The sequence below is a fragment of the Mycobacterium kyorinense genome, assembly GCF_001672775.1.
Lineage (GTDB): Bacteria > Actinomycetota > Actinomycetes > Mycobacteriales > Mycobacteriaceae > Mycobacterium > Mycobacterium kyorinense_A.
Genome location: NZ_LZKJ01000097.1, coordinates 1 through 19,020 on the forward strand (window position 1 = coordinate 1; position 19,020 = coordinate 19,020).

Sequence of the window (19,020 nt, forward strand, 5' to 3'; positions counted from 1 at the left end):
GGCCCTGCGCTGCCTCAAACGCCACCTCGCCCGCAACGTCTTTCGTCGCCTACACGCCGACCACCAAACCCGCCAACAACCCGACCTTCACGCAGCCGCTTGACATAGGAGCAATGTGTCCCCGGTCGACACGCCGGGCCAATTCCCGGGTTTGCGCACGCTCGCGCCCACGCGCCTACCCGGCGAAACCGGTTGTGCCGTCGAGTTGTTCGCGCAGGATGTCGAGCTGTCCGGTGTGACGGGCTGTCTCCTCGATCATGTGCACGTACATCCAGCGCAGCGACACCTGTCCGAGCCGGACATGCGGCACCGCGTGATCCAGCGGGTAGCGCGCCGCTATCCGTCGCGACTCGTCGCACTGCGTTCGGTAATCCGCGACCAACGTGGCCAGTGATTCCTCAGGAAGAAACTCGAATTCCCATGCCCGGTCATGCGTGCGGCGGTTGTCGCTGATCCGCTCCTGAAGCAGCTGATCGAACCAGCCGTATTCCGCCCAGCGTAGGTGCTTGACCAACCCGCCCACCGTCGTCGGTGACGAAACCAAGCGGCGACGGGCGTCGGCGTCGGACAGACCGGAAACCTTGCGTACCACGATGTCTCGGTAGTCGTCGAGGAACGACTCCAGGGTCTCGCGCTCGCTGCCATCCGCACGGTTGCGGCGATCGGGCGGGGCTTCGGTCATGCCGGCGAACCTAGCACCGGCCGACGAGCATCGGTGCTGCAGGCTTGCCGCGCGGGCGCGAGCGTGCGCAGAAACGGTGAAAGCTTCGGCGTGTCGACCGGGGACACGCACGCTCGCGCCAGAAAGGGCCTACGGGTCGCGGGGGAGGCCCAGCAGCCGCTCGGCGATGATGTTGAGTTGCACCTCCGACGTGCCGCCATAAATCGTGGTGGCCCGGCTGGCCAGCAGATACTCGGCCCACTTGCCGGGCAGCTGCTCCGGGTCGCCGATCGCGGCATCGGCGCCGAAGGTGGACACCGCGAACTCGGCATAGCCCTGACCAGTACGCATCGACAGCAGCTTGGAGATGGCCGCCGAGGGCATCGCGTCACCCCCGGCCAGCGTCAGCAGCGTCGAGCGCATGTTGAGCAGCTTGGCGGCGTGGCCCTCGGCGATCAACTGCCCCGCCCGGTTCTGCGCGACCTGGTCGAACTGACCGTCGCGCACAAACTCGACCAACTGGTCGAGGTTGGCCAGGAACGGCGCTTCGCTGCTGCCGATCGAAACCCGTTCTGCGGTCAGCGTATTGCGGCTCACCTCCCAGCCCCGGTCGACCTCGCCGAGCACCAACTCGTCCGGCACGAACACGTCGTCGATGAAGACGGTGTTGAACATCGCGCCACCGGTGAGCTCGCGCAGCGGTTTGACTTCCACCCCTTCACTGTTCATGTCCAGCAGGAAGTAGGTGATCCCATTGTGTTTCGGAGCATCGGGGTTGGTCCTGGCCAGCAGCGCCCCCCACTGCGAGAACTGCGCGGCGGTGGTCCAGATCTTCTGGCCGGTGATGCGCCAGCCGCCGTCGGCGCGGGTGGCCTTGGTGGTCAGCCCTGCCAGGTCGGAACCCGCGCCAGGCTCGGAAAACAGCTGGCACCAGATCATTTCGCCGCGGAAGGTCGGCGGCAGGAACCGTTGCTTCTGCTCCTCGGTGCCGAACGCGACGATCGACGGGACGATCCACGACGCGATACCGATCTGTGGCCGTTTGACCCGGCCGGTGCTGAACTCCTGGGCGACGATGATCTGCTCGACCGGGCTGGACGCGCGACCCCACGGTGTCGGCAGATACGGCAGCACCCATCCGCCTTCGGCGATCGCGGCGTTGCGCTCCTCGCGCGGGATCGCTTTGAGCGCAGCCACTTCCTCGCGGATTTCGGCTCGCAGTTTCTCAGTGTCGGGATCCAGGTCGATGTCGACTTTGCGCATACCGGTGCCGGTGGCGGTGTCGACCACCCGCTGCGGGTACTCGGAGGTGCGGCCGAAGGAGGCGGCCAGCATCAACGCGCGCCGGTAGTAGACGTTGGTGTCGTGTTCCCAGGTGAAGCCGATGCCGCCGTGCACCTGAATGCAATCCTGCGTGCAGTGCTGCGCGGCGGCCGGTGCCAGCGTCGCCGCCACCGCAGCCGCGAACTCGACCGCCGATGCCTGTACGTCCCAATCGTTTTGGCGTGCTTCGTCGATCGCGCGGGCAGCATCCCAGACGGCCGCGGTGGCCCGCTCGGTGTCGGCGATCATCTCGGCGCACTTGTGTTTGATGGCCTGGAACTGACCGATCGGTCTGCCGAACTGTTCGCGGATCTTGGCGTACTCCGACGCCGTGTCGGTGGCCCACCGCGCGACCCCGACGGCCTCGGCCGACAGCAAGGTCGACATCAGCGCGTGCGCCAGCGTCATGCTGAGGTTGCTCAGCACCGCATCGTCACCGACCTCGACGGCGTTAGCGCGGACGTGGGCGATCGGACGCAGCGGGTCCACGCTCTGCACCGGTTCGATCTCGAGTTGATCGGCGCGCAGCACCACCCATTCCTCGCCACTGTCGATCGCCACTGGGAGCACCAGGACCGACGCCTGAGCCGCCGCCGGCACCGCCCGCACTTCGCCGCGGATCACCAATCCGTCGCCGTGGCGGGTGGCGGTCAGCCCCGAATCCAACGCGTAAGCGGCGACGGCGGCGCCCGAGGCCAGGTCGTTCAGCACTTTGGCGTCGGGGTCGTGTGCCGAGATCAGCGCGCTGGCAATCGCCGACGGCACAAACGGACCGGGCACCGCGCCGTACCCGAACTCGGCGAGCACAACAGCCAGTTCGAGGATGCCGAAACCCTGCCCGCCGACGGCCTCGGCCAAGTGCACGCCCTGCAAGCCTTGGTCGGCGGCCGTCTGCCAGTAGGGCGGCGGGTTGTCGATCGGCGTTTCCAGCGCGGCATGCAACACCTCCGACGGCGCTACCCGCGCTACCAGGGACCGCACCGAGTCGGCCAGGTCTTGATGCTCAGAAGTTATCGCGATCGGCATTGCTCGCCTTCCTTCGGGACCGTCGTCCCCTCAATTTAATAACCGGTTGGTTGATTGACTACCTGCGCGGCCGGTTGCCCGTCGCGCAGCCGCCGGCAGTTGGCGACGGCTTCGATGAGATAGCGGCGCATGGTGTCGGCGGTGTACCAGCTGACGTGCGGTGTCAAGACGACGTTGGCCAGCCTCAACAACGGGCTGTCGGCTGCCGGCGGCTCGACGGCGAAGACGTCCAGACCCGCGGCGGCCAGCCGGCCGCCGCGTAGCGCCTCTACCAGGGCATCTTCGTCGACGATCTCGCCGCGCGAGGTGTTGACCAGCACCGCTTCCGGCTTCAGCCGGGCCAGCCGGTCACGGTCGAGCAGACTGCGGGTGTCGGCCGTCAACGGCAGGTGCAGCGAGACGATGTCGCTGGCGGCCAACAGCTCAACCAGCGGCCGCCAGCCCGGCAGTCCGTCGTCGCGGGTGCGGGTGTGCAGCACGACCGCGCCCATCGCCGCCACGATCCGCTCGACCCGTTTGGCGATGTTCCCGTACCCGATGAGGCCGACGGTGCAGCCGCCGATATCGCGCACGGTTTCGCCCAGCCGCGGGTCGGCCGGCCAGCCGCGACCGTCGCGGGTGGCGCAATCCAGCGCGGGCAGCCGGCGCAGGGCGGCCAGCATCAGCAGCACCGCTCCCTCGGCCACCGACGGCGCGTTGGCGCCCGGCATGTTGGCCACCGCGATGCCGCGCTCGGTGGCGGTCTCGACGTCGATAGTGTTGACTCCGGCCCCGAGCTTGTGCACCAGGCGCAGTCGGTGCGCGCGCCGCAGATCGGCTCCAGACAGCGGCCGCAGCACATGCCAAATCACCTCGGCTTCGGGCAGCTCACGGTAGAAGCTGTCGTCGTCGTCCTCGGCGCACCACCGGATATCCAACCAGTCCGCCTCCGGCGCAACGAAATCCAGCACCTTGTCACCGGGAACGAAGTGGGCGAGAACTCTCAGCGCCACCGCTTGGCAATCCACTTGGCGATTGTGTCGGCCTGCTCGCTGCGCGCACCCGGCGTGGTGAAGTAGTGATCGGTATCGATGGTGCACAGTGACTTGTCGGTGCCGGCCAACGCGTCGCAGATGCGTTGCGCGTCCGACGGAAACACGCCCGTGTCGGCTTCGGCGTTGATGACCAGCCCGGGGCAGGTGATGCGCCTCAGATGCGGTTCGGCTCGGGTCTGCGCGGTTCGCAAACTCCACATGCTCAGCCAGTTGCGCAGCGTGCATGCCGCCGCAATGCCGTGTGCGGAACGATTCGCCTTGGCCGGGGTGCCCGCATAGCACATGTTGGGCTGACGCTTGGTGGGCTCGATGCTCGGATCGACCATCCGGGGATCGGCCCAGGTCCGCATCACAGTGAAGGGGACGTCGGAAAACCCCGCGGCCTGAACGCGTTTCAACTCTTTTTCGGCCCATTCAGTGATGGCGTGGTTGCGTGCCGTCTGCGCGGCGCGGTAGCGGGTGAGAAACTCCGGTGAATAGGGCGGACCGTTGTCTTCGTCGAACAGGTCGAGGTCTGGGTCGGTGGCGACAGGGTCGTTCTCGTCGACGACGGCGCCGTCCATCCATGCGGTCAACACGTCGGGGCGCCCGGGATGGGCCGCGCTGGCGACATACCCGTCGGCGGGCAACAACTCGGTCAATCCAGCCGCGGGCCGCATACCGGGCAGTGGCGTCACATTCGGGTCGACGGCTTGCGACTGGTAGGCGGCCATCAACGAGCCGCCGCCGGAGTTGCCCAGTAGCACAATCGTTTCCACACCTTGGACCTCACGAAGCCAGCGGACGCCGACGCCGATGTCGACGAGAGCATGGTCGAGGAGAAAGCTGCTCTCAAAACCGCGGAACCGGGTGTTCCAGCCCAGAAACCCGATGCCGCGGGTGGCCATGTAGTCGGCGAGATAGTGCTCGGAGAAGTCGATTTGGTAGTGCGTGGCGATCAGCGCCACTTTGGGCTTGCGGCCCACACCGCGGTGATACAGGCCTTGGCAGGGGTGCCCCCCGGCGCCGGCGCGGCGGGCGGTCGGTGATGGTAGCCCGACGAATTCGCGGAGAACGCCCGGTGCTCCGGTGTTGCGAGTCACGTCAGTCGACCTCCTTGGAGTAGATGGCTCGATAGAAGATGTTGGCCAGCGTCCTGATACAGGCCTCGTCGTCGGGTTCACCGGCCTCGTCGGAGCGGGCGCCGCTCAGCTGCAGATAGCAGAACTGGTTGAACATCGCCACGATCGCGACTGCAACCAATTGCGGATCGTCGTCGGGGCAGTAGCCGTCGCCCTGCGCACGCCGCACGGTTTCGGCGATGAAGGCGATCGGTCCCGCACAGATTTCGGCCCAGTACTGCGCGAAGTCGTCGTTGATGATTGCCAGCTGTGACACGCCGATCATCTCCGCGAGCCGGTGGCGGTAGGTGTGCCAGTGCGCGGCAGCGGCTTGATGGGCGCGTTCGCGGTTCGAAAGACCATGCCGGGTGATCGATTTCGCACGGTCGTTGGCTTCGTCGCGAAACCGCAACGCCCACTGCCGGACCATGGCCTCTTTGGAGTCGTAGTAGTTGTAGAACGATGCCGTCGATCGGCCCGCTTCGGTCGCGATGTCGGCGATGGTCGCGGCGAGGATTCCCTTGCGAGCGATGACGGCACGGGCGGCGGCGTCAATGGCGGCCTGTGTCCGCCGGCCGCGATGCGTCGGTAACTCGACGCGTGCGCCGGATTGCTCGGACACAGCTGACACCGGACGGCTCCTTTCCTCGCGACCCCCGCGACCCCTGCGACCCCTGCGACCCTCGCGACCCCTGGAAGAGAACTGAATCTGATGTTAGATTCAGTTTTGGGTATTCGCCACGAATCGGCAATCCACCCGCCGACGAACGGGAGTCGGAAGATGATCAAGCCGCACAACACCAACACCGAATTCGAACTCGGCGGCATCAATCACGTCGCGCTGGTGTGTTCGGACATGGCCCGCACGGTGGACTTCTACAGCAATGTGCTGGGCATGCCGTTGGTCAAATCGCTGGATCTGCCGGGTGGCCAGGGCCAACATTTTTTCTTCGACGCCGGCAACGGCGATTGCGTCGCGTTCTTCTGGTTCGCCGGAGCGGCCGACCGGGTGCCGGGCATCTCGTCGCCGGCCGCGATCCCCGGGATCGGCGAGATCACCAGTGCCGTCAGCACGATGAACCACCTGGCCTTCCATGTGCCGGCTGAGAAGTTCGACGACTACCGCAAGCGGCTCAAGGAGAAGGGCGTGCGGGTCGGTCCGGTGCTCAACCACGACGAGAGCGAGATGCAGGTCTCGGCCACCGTGCATCCCGGTGTGTACGTGCGGTCGTTCTACTTTCAGGACCCCGACGGCATCACGCTTGAGTTCGCTTGCTGGACGAAAGAATTCGGCGAGAGCGATGCGCGGACGGAACCCAAGACGGCCGCGGACCGGCGGGTGCCGGTGGGCAACTAGCGGGTAGCGCCGGGGCTCAGTCGCGATACAACGCCGGATCGGCCAGCCGGTCGAGGGTCGTGGTGAGTTGCTCGACGAGTTCGTCGGGGGTCAGCGACACCGCGCCGGCTAACCAGGCGCTGATGGTTTGCCCGACCCCGCCGACCACGAAGTGCGCGGCGGCCGCGATGCGGTCGTTCTCCGGGATCCGCGAGACCTGACCGGCGTGCCTACCCAGCAGCGTGGCGAACAGTGCGGTGGATTCCACGCGTTTGCGCACCAGCACCGGGTCGGTCAAGTGTGCGCTGAACAGCAGGCGCCCGACGCGCGGGTCACCGGAGATGGTCTGCACGATATTGCTCATCCCGGCGCGGGATTGCTGGTCGGGGGACACCGCGTCGACGGAAGCCTGCGTTGCGTGCGCGAGATCGGCTACCACCCAGTCGAACACCGCACTGACGAACGCATCTTTGTCGGCGAAGCTCTCGTAGAAGTAGCGGGCGGTCACCCCGGCTCGTCGGCAGATGGCGCGCACCGTCAACTCTGACCACTCCTGCTCGCTGGCCCCCAGCAAGTCCAGGCCGGCCCGAAGCAGCCGTCCCCGCCGCTCGGCCAGCCGGTCGGCCGGCTCGACCCCGCGGTACGGGCGGGCGCTCGTCGTCTCCGTCGCGGCCATGCGTCCCATCTTGACATCGCGGTGAGCCGAGCGGCAATATCGGGAAACAAGTGTTATCAGAATTAGCGGAGCAGGTAGGCGATGACAACCCAACACGTCGAACGACCGGTCAGCGATCCGCCGGTACCGGCACTGGCGCGCCGCCGCCCCAAGCGGGCCCCCCGCATCGACGACCAGTTGATGGGCATGGCGCTGCTACTCGGCCCGGCCAACGTGATCATGCAGTTGGCCCGGCCCGGTGTGGGCTACGGAGTCGTGGAGAGCCGGGTGGAAAGCGGCCGGGTGGACTTGCACCCCATCAAGCGGGCCCGCACCACGTTCACCTACCTCGCGGTGGCGATGGCCGGCAGTGACGCCCAGAAAGCTGCGTTTCGTCGGGCGGTCAACCGTGCGCACGCCGAGGTCTACTCGACGTCGGATAGCCCGGTCGAATACAACGCCTTCGACCCGGAGCTGCAGCTGTGGGTGGCCGCATGCCTCTACAAGGGTGGCGTCGATTTCTATCGCACCTTCATCGGCGAGATCGACGAAGCCGACGCCGAACAGCACTACCGCGAGGGCATGGTGCTCGGTACCACGTTGCAGGTGCCACCGGAAATGTGGCCGGCCGACCGCGCCGCGTTCGACAAGTATTGGCAGGAATCGGTAGACAAGGTGCACATCGACGACACCGTGCGCGACTACCTGTATCCGATCGCCGCGTCACGGATGCGGGGCATGACGTTGCCTGGTCCGCTGCAACGCTGGGCCGAGAAGCCCGCGCTGCTGATCACCACCGGCTTTTTGCCGCAACGCTTCCGCGACGAGATGCAGCTCCCCTGGGACGCCGCCAAGCAGCGGCGGTTCGACCGCTTGATGGGCGTGCTGCGCACTGTCAACAAACTTCTGCCCGGCTTTATCCGGCGGTTCCCGTTCAACGTGTTGCTGTGGGACTTGGACCGGCGGATCAAGTCCGGCCGCCCCCTGGTCTGACGATTGCGCTTGGGCCCCAGCGGGACTGACGCCTGGCGCACGGGCGTAAGGTCGGTTGAGTGCGTACCGAAGGCGACAGCTGGGACATCACAACGAGTGTCGGTTCGACCGCGTTATTCGTGGCGACCGCTCGAGCTTTGGAGGCGCAAAAGCCCGAGCCGCTGGTTGTCGACCCGTTCGCGGAGATCTTCTGCCGCGCCGTGGGCGGTGACTGGGCCGGTGTGCTCGACGGCGACGTTCCCGACCACCAACTGAAAACACCCGAGTTCGGTGAGCATTTCGTCAATTTCCAGGGCGCGCGCACGAAGTATTTCGACGGCTATTTCCGGCGCGCGGCCGACGACGGTGTCCGCCAGGTGGTCATCTTGGCTGCCGGGCTGGACTCCCGCGCCTACCGGCTGCCCTGGCCCGACGGGACGACGATCTTTGAGCTGGACCGCCCCGAGGTTCTCGATTTCAAGCGTGGCGTGCTCGACCAGCACGGCGCCAGTTCACGTGCCGAGCGCCGCGAGGTCGCCGTCGACCTGCGCGACGACTGGCCGCAAGCGCTGCGGGACAGCGGGTTTGATCCGGACAAGCCCTCCGCCTGGATTGCCGAGGGTCTGCTGATCTATCTCCCGGCCGCCGCGCAGCATCAGCTGTTCACCGGGATCGACGCGCTGGCCGCGCCGGGCTCGCACCTGGCTGTCGAGGACGGCGCTCCATTGCCTGACGACTATTTCGCCGCCGCCCTCGAAGAAGAGAAGGCCGCAACGGCCCAAGGTGACCCGCGGCTGTTCTTTCAGCTTGTCTACAACGAGCAGTGCGCACCGGCCGAGCAGTGGTTCGGCGAGCGCGGCTGGTCCGCCACGCCCACCCCGTTGGCCGAGTACCTGCGTGACGTCGGCAGGCCAGTGCCGGGACCGGACACAGAAGCCGGTCCGATGGTCGCTCGCAATACGCTGGTCAGCGCCGTCAAGGCCTAAACGCCACCGCAACCCAGGCTGTTGCTAAAGCGCGCATCTATCTCCGTAGATGCGGAGCGCTAAGCCGTATATGATCCGCTAATTGCAGTTCTAAATGGCGATTCGGTCCGCTCTTGCCGACCAGGCTCTTGTCCTGATACCCACCCGGGGTCCCCTCGGCGGCGATGCCTACTCAGGTCGCCGAGCACTGCGCTGGCGAGTGGGAAGCCGGAGAAGGAATAGGGAGCGATGGAACCGAAGGGCGCCTGCTACCGACTACCTGTTGGGCCGGTCCACGACGGTTTGGAGCCGGCCGAATGACTGCCCATAGCCTTCTGGTGATTCCCTATGCGCCACCGACTCTGAGGACGCCGACCACTTTGTCCGCTTTGCCGCGCGCCTCAACGCTAATGACACTCATTTTCATTAACGGCCGTCGCGGAGTATCGTGCCGACCGACGCGACCTCGTCCGACCGAGCCTCGGCTGTGAACCTCGAAGAATCTCGAAAGGGGGCTGCCATGGCTGCTGATGTGCAGCAGGAGCGTCCGCGTCCGCGGGTGAGCGAGGCCACGCCGTGGCCCCAAGGGGCGATCTCGACACTTAGCTTAAGCAATGCTAACTTCAGCGAAGTTAGCTTAGGCAATGCTATTACGGAGGGGAGGCGACGGGGTCGTGGAAAGCGCTGACACTGGCACGCTCGCGACCCGGCCCGCAGCGGTCCGCGTCGACGATGACGTCATCAGTCGATTCGCCACCTGCTGCCGGGCGTTGGGGCTGACCGTCTATGACCGGCGTCGCCCCGCCGACCTGACTGCCGCCAAGTCCGGGTTCACCGCGCTGACCCGCATCGCATACGACCAGTGCGATGCCTGGACCGGGCTGGCCGCTGCCGGCGATGTGTCTGCCCATGTGCTGGAAGCCGTTTCACGGACCGCGGCCACCGCCGGCGTACTGCAGAGACAGGTCGAGCTGGCGCCGGGCGCCCTGGGCTTCCGCTACGACACCGGGCTGTATCTGCAGTTCCGCGCCACCGAGCCCGACGGCTTCCACCTCGCCTACGCCGCCGCGCTGGCCGCCGACGGGAAATACGCCGAGGCCCACCAGGTGGTCATCGATGTCACCGAACGCCGGCCGAGCTGGCTCGACGCCCGGTGGGTTGCGGTCGCAATCCAGTACCGCGCCGAGCGGTGGTCGGATGTCGTCAAGTTGCTGACCCCGATCGTCAACGACGCCGACTTGGACGAGACCTATGCTCACGCCGCCAAGATCACCCTGGGTATCGCGTTGGCCCGGCTCGGCATGTTCGCCCCGGCGCTGTCGTACCTCGAAGAGCCCGATGGTCCGGTCGCCGTCGCCGCAGTCGATGGTGCGCTGGCCAAAGCGCTGACGCTGCGGGCCGACGACGACGAGGACACCGCCCGGGAGGTGCTGCAGGATCTCTACGCGGCCAACCCGGAGAACGACCAGGTCGAGCATGCGTTGTCGGATCCCACGTTCGGGATCGTCACCACCACCGCGGCCCGCATCGACGCACGCACCGACCCGTGGGATCCCCACACCGAACCCGGCGCCGAGGATTTCATCGACCCCGAAGCCCACGAACGCAAGGCTGCGCTGCTGGCGGAGGCCGAACGCGAACTCAGCGAGTTCATCGGTCTGGAACAAGTCAAAAACCAGGTGCAGCGGCTGAAGAGTTCGGTGGCGATGGGATTGCTGCGCGAGCAGCGCGGCCTGGAGGTGGCGCAACGCACCTACCACCTGGTCTTCACCGGCCCACCCGGGACCGGTAAGACCACCATTGCCCGCGTCGTCGCCAAAATCTATTGCGGCCTCGGGCTTTTGAAGAAAGAGAACATCAAAGAGGTGCATCGCGCCGACTTGATCGGCCAGCACATCGGTGAAACCGAGGCCAAGACCAACGCGATCATCGACAGCGCGCTGGACGGGGTGCTGTTCCTCGACGAGGCCTACGCGCTGGTGGCCACCGGCGCCAAGAACGACTTCGGCCTGGTCGCGATCGACACGCTGCTGGCCAGGATGGAAAACGACCGCGATCGCCTGGTCGTCATCGTCGCCGGTTATCGGGCCGACCTGGATCGGTTCCTCGACACCAACGAGGGTCTGCGGTCACGGTTCACCCGCAATATCGACTTCCCGTCGTACTCGGCCTCGGAGTTGGTCGAAATCGCCACCCACATGGCGGCCAAGCGCGACAGCGTCTTCGAACAGGCCGCACTCGACGATCTCGAGGCGTTGTTCGACCGGCTGGCTAACTCGACGAGACCCGACGCGGCCGGGGTGCAACGGCGCAGCCTCGACATCGCCGGTAACGGCCGCTTCGTTCGTAACACCGTCGAAAGATCCGAAGAGGAACGGGAATTCCGGTTGGACCACTCGGAGAAAGCCGAAAGCGGTGAATTCACCGACGAGGAGTTGATGACGATTACCGCTCCTGATGTCAGCAACTCGGTGGAGCCGCTGCTGCGTGGCCTGAACTTGTGGGAGCCGGCATGAGCAACCCCGAACTCGACGACGAGCGGCGCTCGTTCTCGTCGCGCACCCCGGTCAACGACAACCCCGACAAGGTGGATTACCGGCGCGGCTTTGTCACCCGCCACCAGGTGACCGGCTGGCGGTTCGTGATGCGCCGGATCGCCTCCGGTGTTGCCCTGCATGACACCCGGATGCTCGTCGACCCGCTGCGCACCCAGACCCGCGCGGTGATGATGGGGGTGCTGATCGGCGTCACCCTGCTGGTCGGCTGTTTCGTGTTCTCGCTGATCCGGCCCAACGGGTCGGCGGCCAACAACGCCGTACTGGCCGACCGGTCCACCGCCGCGCTGTACGTGCGGGTCGGGGACCGGCTGCACCCGGTGCTCAACCTGACCTCGGCCCGGCTCATCGCCGGTCGCCCGGTCAATCCCACTACGGTGAAAAGCAGTGAGCTGGACAAGTTTCCGCGCGGCAACCTGATCGGGATCCCGGGCGCTCCCGAGCGGATGGTGCAAAACACCGCCAAGGACGCGGACTGGACGGTGTGCGACGGCGTCGGCGGGCCGGCCACCGGCGTCACGGTGATCGCAGGACCCCTGGAAACCAGCGGCGCGCGTGCCGCGCTGCTTCCGGCGGGCCGGGCGATCCTGACCGCCAACCCCACCGGCACGTGGCTGCTCTGGGACGGCCGACGCAGCCGCATCGATCTGGCCGACCGGGCCGTCACCGGTGCGCTGGGCTTCGGCGCGGAGGTGCCCAAACCCCGGCCGATCGCCGCGGGCTTGTTCAATGCGATTCCCGAAGCGCCGGCCCTGACCGCACCGGCGATCCCCGAGGCGGGCAACCCACCGGCATACGGACTGTCCGCCCCGGCGCCGATCGGTGCCGTCGTCGTCGCCTACGCGGCGGACAACTCGGTGTTGTACTACGCGGTATTGCCCGATGGGCTGCAGCCGATTTCGCCGGTGCTGGCCGCGGTGCTCCGCAACGCGAACTCCTACGGCCTGGACCAGCCGCCACGACTGGGCGCCGACGAGGTCGCCCGGCTGCCGGTGTCACGGATGCTCGACACCGACCGCTATCCGCATCAGCGGATCAGCCTGGTCGACGCCGCCCATGACCCGGTGACGTGCGTCAACTGGAGCAAGGCCGCCGGGGCCGCCACCAACTCGCTGACGTTGTTGTCGGGCTCGGCACTTCCGATACCCGAGGCGGTGCACACCGGCGAACTGGTCGGCGCCGGGACCAACGGCGTTGCCACCCGCGTCGCGTTGGCGCCCGGCAGCGGCTACTTCACTCAGACCGTCGGTCAAGACGCGGCGTCACCGGCCGCCGGGTCCCTGTTCTGGATTTCCGACACGGGTGTGCGCTACGGCATCGACAACGAAGCCACCGATTCCACGGGCCGCGCGAAAACTGTTGAAGCACTTGGATTGACTCCACCCCCGACCCCCATCCCGTGGTCGGTGCTGTCATTGTTCGCGCCCGGCCCGACACTGTCGCGCGCCGACGCGCTGCTGGCCCACGACGGCTTGGCCCCCGACGCCAAGCCCGGCCGGACCGCCAACGCCGAGCTGGAGACACGATGAGCCGACTGATCTTCGAGGCCCGCCGTCGGCTGCCACCGCCGGCGACCCGCAAGGGCGCCATCAACATCGAGGCGCCGCCCGAACTGCAGCGGGCCATACCGCCGTCGATGCTGCGGCGGGCGCTGCCGGTGGTCATCGTGATCCTGATCGTGGGGATGATCGTCGCGATGGTCGCCACCGGGATGCGGGTGATCTCCCCGCAGACCCTGTTCTTTCCGTTCGTGCTGCTGCTGGCCGCAACTGCGCTGTACCGCGGCACCGACAACAAGATGCGCACCGAGGAAGTCGATGCCGAGCGCGCTGACTACCTGCGCTACCTGTCGGTGGTCCGTGACAACATCCGCGCGCAGGCCGCCGAGCAGCGGGCCGCTGCGCAGTGGTCGCACCCCGACCCGGTCGAACTGGCCGCGATCCCCGGTTCACGGCGCCAGTGGGAACGCGACCCACACGATGCCGACTTCCTGGTGCTGCGGGCCGGGTTGCACTCGGCGCCGCTGGACACTGCACTGCGCGTCAACGACACCGCCGACGAGATCGATCTGGAACCGGTGTCGCACAGCGCATTACGCAGCCTGCTGGACACCCAGCGGACTGTCTCCGATGTTCCAGCCGGTATCGACCTGACCAAGGTCTCGCGGATCACCGTGCTCGGCGATCGGGACGAGGTGCACGCGGCGCTGCGCGCGTGGATCGCTCAGGCCGTGACCTGGCATGACCCCACCGTGCTCGGGATCGCGCTGGCTACCCCCGATGTGGAGGCGCCGCACTGGTCCTGGCTGAAGTGGTTGCCGCACGCCGACATTCCCGGCGAGCTCGACGGCGTCGGTCCCGCCCGCTACCTGTCTGCGCGGCCGGACGAACTGATCTCACTACTGGCTCCGGCACTGGCTGATCGTCCGGCGTTCACCGGTACACCAGCGGACACGTTGCGGCACTTGCTGATTGTCGTCGACGATCCCGATTACGACCTGAACGCCTCGCCGTTGGCCTTCGGCCGGGCCGGTGTCACGGTGGTGCACCGATCGACCAAAGCGCCGCATCGTGAGCAGTATTCCGATCCCGAACGGCCGATCCTGCGGATCGCCGACGGTGTCATCGAGCGTTGGCAGACCGGTGGCTGGCAGCGCTACATCGACACCGCCGACGGTTTCGGTGCCGACGACGCCGGCCACCTGGCTCGCCGGCTGTCCCGGTGGGATTCCAACCCGACACACAGCGGCCTGCAGTCGGCGGCCACCCGCGGTGCCACCTTCACCACGTTGCTGGGAATCCCCGATGCCTCCCGGCTCGACGTGCCGACGTTGTGGGCGCCGCGCCGCCGAGACGACGAGTTGCGGGTCCCGGTCGGAGTCACCGCGACCGGTGAGCCGCTGATCTTCGACCTCAAGGACGAAGCCGAAGGCGGGATGGGCCCGCACGGCCTGATGATCGGTATGACGGGCGCCGGGAAGTCCCAGACCTTGATGTCGATCCTCTTGTCGCTGTTGACGACTCACTCAGCCGATCGGCTGATCGTGATCTACGCGGACTTCAAGGGTGAGGCCGGCGCCGACATTTTCCGGCACTTCCCGCAGGTTGTCGCGGTCATCTCCAACATGGCCGAGAAGAAGGCGCTGGCCGACCGGTTTGCCGACACGCTGCGCGGCGAAGTCGCCCGTCGAGAAATGCTGCTGCGTGAGGCGGGACGGCAGGTCCAAGGCAGCGCATTCAACTCGGTGACCGAATACGAGAATGCGATCGCAGCCGGCCACGACCTGGCTCCGATCCCGACGCTGTTCGTGGTGGCCGACGAGTTCACGCTGATGCTCGCCGACCATCCCGAGTACGCCGAACTGTTCGACTACGTAGCTCGTAAGGGTCGCTCGTTCCGCATCCACATCCTGTTCGCCTCGCAGACCCTGGACATCGGCAAGATCAAGGACATCGACAAGAACACCTCCTACCGGATCGGGCTGAAGGTGGCCAGCCCCGCCGTTTCGCGACAGATCATCGGTGTGGAGGACGCGTATCACATCGAATCCGGCAAGGAGCACAAAGGCGTCGGCTTCCTGGTGCCGGCGCCGGGGGCGGCACCGATCAAGTTCCGCAGCACCTACGTCGACGGCATCTACGATCCACCGCGGGCCGCCAAGACCCTTGTGGTGCACGCTGTTCCCGAGCCCAAGCTGTTCCCGGCCGGCCGAGTCGAGCCGGATCAGAACACGGTGATCGCCAGCAGCGACGACGATGAGCAGACCGGGCCGCCGCGCAAATTGATCGCCACGATCGGCGACCAGCTCGCGCGCTACGGGCCGCGCGCGCCCGAGTTGTGGCTGCCGCCGCTCGATGACCCGATCCCACTGAGCACCGTGCTGGCCCGCGCGGCGGTGCCGCAACGGCAGTGGCGCTGGCCGCTGGGCGAGATCGACAAGCCGTTCGAGATGCGCCGCGACCCGCTTGTGTTCGACGCCCGATCGGCCGCGGGCAACATGGTGATCCACGGGGGCGCCAAGTCGGGCAAATCGACTGCGCTGCAGACGTTCATCCTCTCGGCCGCAAACCTGCACTCACCTGCCGAGGTGAGTTTCTACTGCCTGGACTACGGCGGTGGCCAGCTGCGGGCCCTCGAGGATCTCGCGCATGTCGGCAGTGTGGCCTCGCCGCTGGAACCGGAGCGCATCCGTCGCACCTTCGGCGAACTCGAGCAGTTGCTGCGGCTGCGGCAACAGCGCGAGGTGTTCCGGAACCGGCACGAGTCCGCGCCCGACGACGGGTTCGGCGAGGTGTTTTTGGTGATCGACAACCTCTATGCGTTCAGCCGGGACAACACCGATCAGTTCAACACCCGAAACCCGTTGCTGGCCAAGGTCACCGAACTGGTCAACGTCGGCCTGGCCTACGGCATCCACGTGATCATCACCACCCCGAGCTGGCTGGAGGTTCCGCTGGCGATGCGGGACGGGCTCGGGTTGCGGCTGGAGCTCAAGCTGCACGACCCGCGCGACAGCAACGTCCGCGTCGTGGGCGCGCTGCGCCGCCCGGCCGAGGCGGTGCCGCCCGACCAACCCGGTCGTGGTCTGACCATGGCCGCCGAGCACTTCTTGTTCGCAGCCCCGGACCTGGCTCAGGTGGGCGAAATCAACGCGCGTCATCCCGGAATGTCGGCACCACCGGTGCGGTTGCTGCCCACCAACCTCACGCCGGCCGCAGTCGGTGCCACCTCTCGAGGCCCGGATCGGGTGGTCATCGGCCAGCGCGAAGAGGACTTGGCCGCAGTCGAACTCGACTTCGCCGAAAACCCACTGCTGTTGGTCCTCGGTGACACGAAGTCGGGTAAGACCACGCTGCTGCGCCACATCATCCGCACCATCCGCGAGCACAGCACAGCCGATCGTGTCGCGTTCACCGTGCTGGACCGCCGACTGCACCTTGTCGACGAGCCGCTGTTCCCGGACAACGAGTACACCGCCAACATCGACCGGGTCATCCCGGCGATGCTCGGCCTGTCGGCGCTGATCGAGCAGCGCCGGCCGCCGGCGGGGCTGTCGGCAGCCGAGCTGAGCGGGTGGTCATATCAGGGCCACACCCACTACCTGATCATCGACGACGTCGACCAGATCCCGGACACCCCGGCGATGACCGGGCCCTACATCGGGCAGCGGCCGTGGACCAACCTGATCGGCCTGCTGGCCCAGGCCGGCGATCTGGGTCTCCGGGTGATCGTCACTGCCCGGGCCACCGGATCGGCGCACGCGCTGATGACCAGCCCGCTGATGCGCAGGCTCAACGATCTGCAGGCGACCACACTGATGTTGTCCGGTAATCCGGCCGACGGGGGCAAGATCCGCGGTCAGCGATTCGATCGGTTGCCCGCCGGTCGGGCAATCCTGTTGGGCGACAGCGACAGTCCCACGTATGTGCAGTTGGTCAATCCGCTCGTTGAGGAGAGGGTGGCCGTTGATGGTCGATGAGATTCGTCGAAAGGAGTACCTGCCATGACGCTGCAAGTTGTTCCCGAAGGTCTCGCCGCAGCCAGCGCTGCCGTCGAAGCGATCACCGCCCGGCTCGCGGCAGCGCACGCAGGCGCGGCCCCGTTGATCACCGCGGTGGTGCCTGCGGCGGCTGATCCGGTCTCACTGCAGACCGCCGTGGGATTCAGCGCCCAGGGCAGCGAGCATGCCGCGGTGGCCGCCGAGGGTGTCGAAGAGCTCGGCCGTTCCGGTGTCGGTGTCGGACAGTCGGGGGTCAGCTATGCCGTTGGAGATGCCACCGCGGCCTCGTCCTACCTGGTTGCCGGCGGCTGACAAATGTTCGCGCCGATCTGGATGGCCTCACCGCCGGAGGTGCATTCGGCGTTGCTGAGCAGCGGTCCGGGACCAGGGTCGCTGTTGGCGGCCGCGGCGGCGTGGACGTCGTTGAGTACCGAGTACGCCTCGGCGGCAGGAGAACTCACCACCGTGCTGGGCGCGGTGCAGGCCGGAAGCTGGGTCGGCCCAAGCGCTGAGCAGTATGTCGCCGCCCATGCTCCGTATCTGGCCTGGCTCACGCTGGCCAGTGCGAACAGCGCCGGCGCGGCCGCACAGCACGAGACCGCGGCGGCCGCCTATACCGTCGCGTTGGCCGGGATGCCGACGCTGCCCGAATTGGCCGCCAACCACATGATCCACGGCGTGCTGGTGGCGACCAACTTCTTCGGCGTCAACACGATCCCGATTGCGCTCAACGAGGCCGACTACGTGCGGATGTGGATTCAGGCCGCCACCACAATGGCCACCTACCACGCGGTGTCCGGCACGGCACTGGCCTCCGCCCCGCGCACCACTCCCGCGCCGCAAGTGATGAAACCCGGTGTGGGAGAAAGCAACAACGCGTCGACGTTGCAGAGCAACGCACCCGTGCAGCCACAGTCGTGGCTCTCGGATCTTCTGAGATCCCTCAGGGATATGCTCAACCAGCTCAAGGACGTCTTCCCGTTTTTGCTGGCGAACCCCCTGGTGCTCGCGTTCTTTGTCGGCTATCAAGTGTTCTTCAACCTGATCGGCTGGCCGACCTGGGCGATGATCTTGAGTGCTCCGATTCTGCTGCCGCTGCTCATCGGCCTGGGCGTCAATTCACTGATGACGATGACGCCCCCGGTGGCGATGGCCGTGCCCGCGGTCGTGGGACCATCCGTCACCGCGGCCGCTCAAGCCATGCCGGTCGCCGGACTGGCTCCCGGGGTGGCCACGCCGGCGGCAACCCCGGCCTCGGCTCCCGCAGCCGGTGCGGCGGCCGGTGCCGCGCCGGCCGCCGCACCGGCGACGGCGGGTTTCGGTTATGCGGTGGCAGGTTTCGGCCCCGCGGGTGGACCCGGCCCGACGTTGCATGACCGTGAGGGCGCCAAAGCGCCGGCTTCCCACATTCCGGCCGCCGCTGCCGCGGGAGTGTCGAGCCGGCAGAAGTCGCGGGCCCGACGGCGCCGACGTGCCGCGCTCTACGACCACGCCGACGAGTTCGCCGATATGAACGTCGAAGTGGACCCGGACTGGAGCGCAGACCCGGTCAAGGAGCCGGTGGCCGCCACGGTGGCGTCGGACAACGGGGCGGGACGGCTGGGATTTGCCGGAACGTTGGATAAGGACACCATCGCCGATGCGGCGGGACTGACCACACTGGCCGGCAATGGTTTCGGCGCGGGCCCGGCCATGCCGATGGTGCCGGGAAGCTGGCAGTCCGATGCGGCTACCGGCACCAATGGCGAAGGGGGAGAACATAACTGACACAGAACGGTGTATCACGATGACTGGAAATCGATGAAAGGATGTGAGTGATGAGTTTGTTGGATGCCCATATTCCGCAGTTGGTGGCGTCGCAGTCGGCGTTTGCGGCCAAGGCGGGGTTGATGC

General features: G+C 66.9%; 14 protein-coding genes and 1 pseudogene. 9 read left to right on the forward strand and 6 right to left on the reverse strand.

Annotated elements, in window-relative coordinates:
• Positions 1–175 precede the first annotated feature (175 nt).
• The 5 genes from A5707_RS10640 to A5707_RS10660 form a co-directional block, all read right to left on the reverse strand.
• Positions 176–682 (reverse strand): DinB family protein, encoded by a 507-nt coding sequence (locus A5707_RS10640; RefSeq protein WP_065014456.1) that lies wholly within the window; start codon positions 680–682, stop codon positions 176–178.
• A 129-nt stretch (positions 683–811) separates the two neighbouring features.
• Positions 812–3,010: an acyl-CoA dehydrogenase gene (locus A5707_RS10645; RefSeq protein ID WP_065014457.1), complete on the reverse strand. Its 2,199-nt coding sequence runs from the start codon at positions 3,008–3,010 to the stop codon at positions 812–814.
• A 35-nt stretch (positions 3,011–3,045) separates the two neighbouring features.
• A complete protein-coding gene (locus A5707_RS10650; protein ID WP_065014468.1) occupies positions 3,046–3,996 on the reverse strand; it encodes a 2-hydroxyacid dehydrogenase in 951 nt (316 codons plus the stop codon).
• Positions 3,993–5,126: an alpha/beta hydrolase gene (locus A5707_RS10655; protein WP_065014458.1), complete on the reverse strand. Its 1,134-nt coding sequence runs from the start codon at positions 5,124–5,126 to the stop codon at positions 3,993–3,995. The genes A5707_RS10650 and A5707_RS10655 overlap by 4 nt, the downstream gene beginning before the upstream one ends.
• A gap of 1 nt (position 5,127) precedes the next feature.
• A complete protein-coding gene (locus A5707_RS10660; RefSeq protein WP_197495303.1) occupies positions 5,128–5,766 on the reverse strand; it encodes a TetR/AcrR family transcriptional regulator in 639 nt (212 codons plus the stop codon).
• 159 nt (positions 5,767–5,925) lie between these two features.
• Here A5707_RS10660 and A5707_RS10665 point away from each other — a divergent pair, with 159 nt between their 5' ends.
• Complete coding sequence (locus A5707_RS10665; RefSeq protein WP_065014460.1) at positions 5,926–6,501, forward strand: VOC family protein; 576 nt, start codon at positions 5,926–5,928, stop codon at positions 6,499–6,501.
• 16 nt (positions 6,502–6,517) lie between these two features.
• On the opposite strand, the gene A5707_RS10670 is transcribed toward A5707_RS10665, so the two are convergent.
• A complete protein-coding gene (locus A5707_RS10670) occupies positions 6,518–7,165 on the reverse strand; it encodes a TetR/AcrR family transcriptional regulator (RefSeq protein ID WP_065014461.1) in 648 nt (215 codons plus the stop codon).
• Positions 7,166–7,237: 72 nt separating this feature from the next.
• Here A5707_RS10670 and A5707_RS10675 point away from each other — a divergent pair, with 72 nt between their 5' ends.
• The 8 genes and pseudogenes from A5707_RS10675 to esxG form a co-directional block, all read left to right on the forward strand.
• On the forward strand, positions 7,238–8,128 hold the full coding sequence (locus tag A5707_RS10675) for an oxygenase MpaB family protein (protein WP_065014462.1): 891 nt from the start codon (positions 7,238–7,240) through the stop codon (positions 8,126–8,128).
• Positions 8,129–8,187: 59 nt separating this feature from the next.
• Complete coding sequence (locus tag A5707_RS10680) at positions 8,188–9,093, forward strand: class I SAM-dependent methyltransferase (protein WP_065014463.1); 906 nt, start codon at positions 8,188–8,190, stop codon at positions 9,091–9,093.
• A 653-nt stretch (positions 9,094–9,746) separates the two neighbouring features.
• Positions 9,747–11,588 carry a type VII secretion AAA-ATPase EccA gene (gene eccA / locus A5707_RS10685; protein WP_065014464.1) on the forward strand — a complete coding sequence of 614 codons (1,842 nt, stop codon included), beginning with the start codon at positions 9,747–9,749 and terminating at the stop codon, positions 11,586–11,588.
• Entirely contained in the window at positions 11,585–13,156 is a 1,572-nt protein-coding gene (eccB, locus tag A5707_RS10690) for a type VII secretion protein EccB (protein WP_065014469.1), read from the forward strand. Before eccA ends, eccB begins: the two co-directional genes overlap by 4 nt.
• Positions 13,153–17,106 carry a type VII secretion protein EccCa gene (eccCa, locus tag A5707_RS10695; protein WP_065014465.1) on the forward strand — a complete coding sequence of 1,318 codons (3,954 nt, stop codon included), beginning with the start codon at positions 13,153–13,155 and terminating at the stop codon, positions 17,104–17,106. Before eccB ends, eccCa begins: the two co-directional genes overlap by 4 nt.
• A gap of 24 nt (positions 17,107–17,130) precedes the next feature.
• Complete coding sequence (locus A5707_RS10700) at positions 17,131–17,439, forward strand: PE family protein (protein ID WP_065014466.1); 309 nt, start codon at positions 17,131–17,133, stop codon at positions 17,437–17,439.
• Positions 17,440–17,442: 3 nt separating this feature from the next.
• Entirely contained in the window at positions 17,443–18,894 is a 1,452-nt protein-coding gene (locus A5707_RS10705) for a PPE family protein (protein ID WP_065014467.1), read from the forward strand.
• Between the two features lie 50 nt (positions 18,895–18,944).
• Positions 18,945–19,020: pseudogene (gene esxG / locus A5707_RS23795) on the forward strand (type VII secretion system protein EsxG); the annotation flags it as partial.

Coding starts and splice junctions, on each gene's coding strand:
- A5707_RS10640 (WP_065014456.1), bottom strand. CDS start 682: ATGACCGAAGCCCCGCCCGATCGCCGCAACCGTGCGGATGGCAGCGAG.
- A5707_RS10645 (WP_065014457.1), bottom strand. CDS start 3,010: ATGCCGATCGCGATAACTTCTGAGCATCAAGACCTGGCCGACTCGGTG.
- A5707_RS10665 (WP_065014460.1), top strand. CDS start 5,926: ATGATCAAGCCGCACAACACCAACACCGAATTCGAACTCGGCGGCATC.
- A5707_RS10670 (WP_065014461.1), bottom strand. CDS start 7,165: ATGGGACGCATGGCCGCGACGGAGACGACGAGCGCCCGCCCGTACCGC.
- A5707_RS10675 (WP_065014462.1), top strand. CDS start 7,238: ATGACAACCCAACACGTCGAACGACCGGTCAGCGATCCGCCGGTACCG.
- eccB (WP_065014469.1), top strand. CDS start 11,585: ATGAGCAACCCCGAACTCGACGACGAGCGGCGCTCGTTCTCGTCGCGC.
- eccCa (WP_065014465.1), top strand. CDS start 13,153: ATGAGCCGACTGATCTTCGAGGCCCGCCGTCGGCTGCCACCGCCGGCG.
- A5707_RS10700 (WP_065014466.1), top strand. CDS start 17,131: ATGACGCTGCAAGTTGTTCCCGAAGGTCTCGCCGCAGCCAGCGCTGCC.
- A5707_RS10705 (WP_065014467.1), top strand. CDS start 17,443: ATGTTCGCGCCGATCTGGATGGCCTCACCGCCGGAGGTGCATTCGGCG.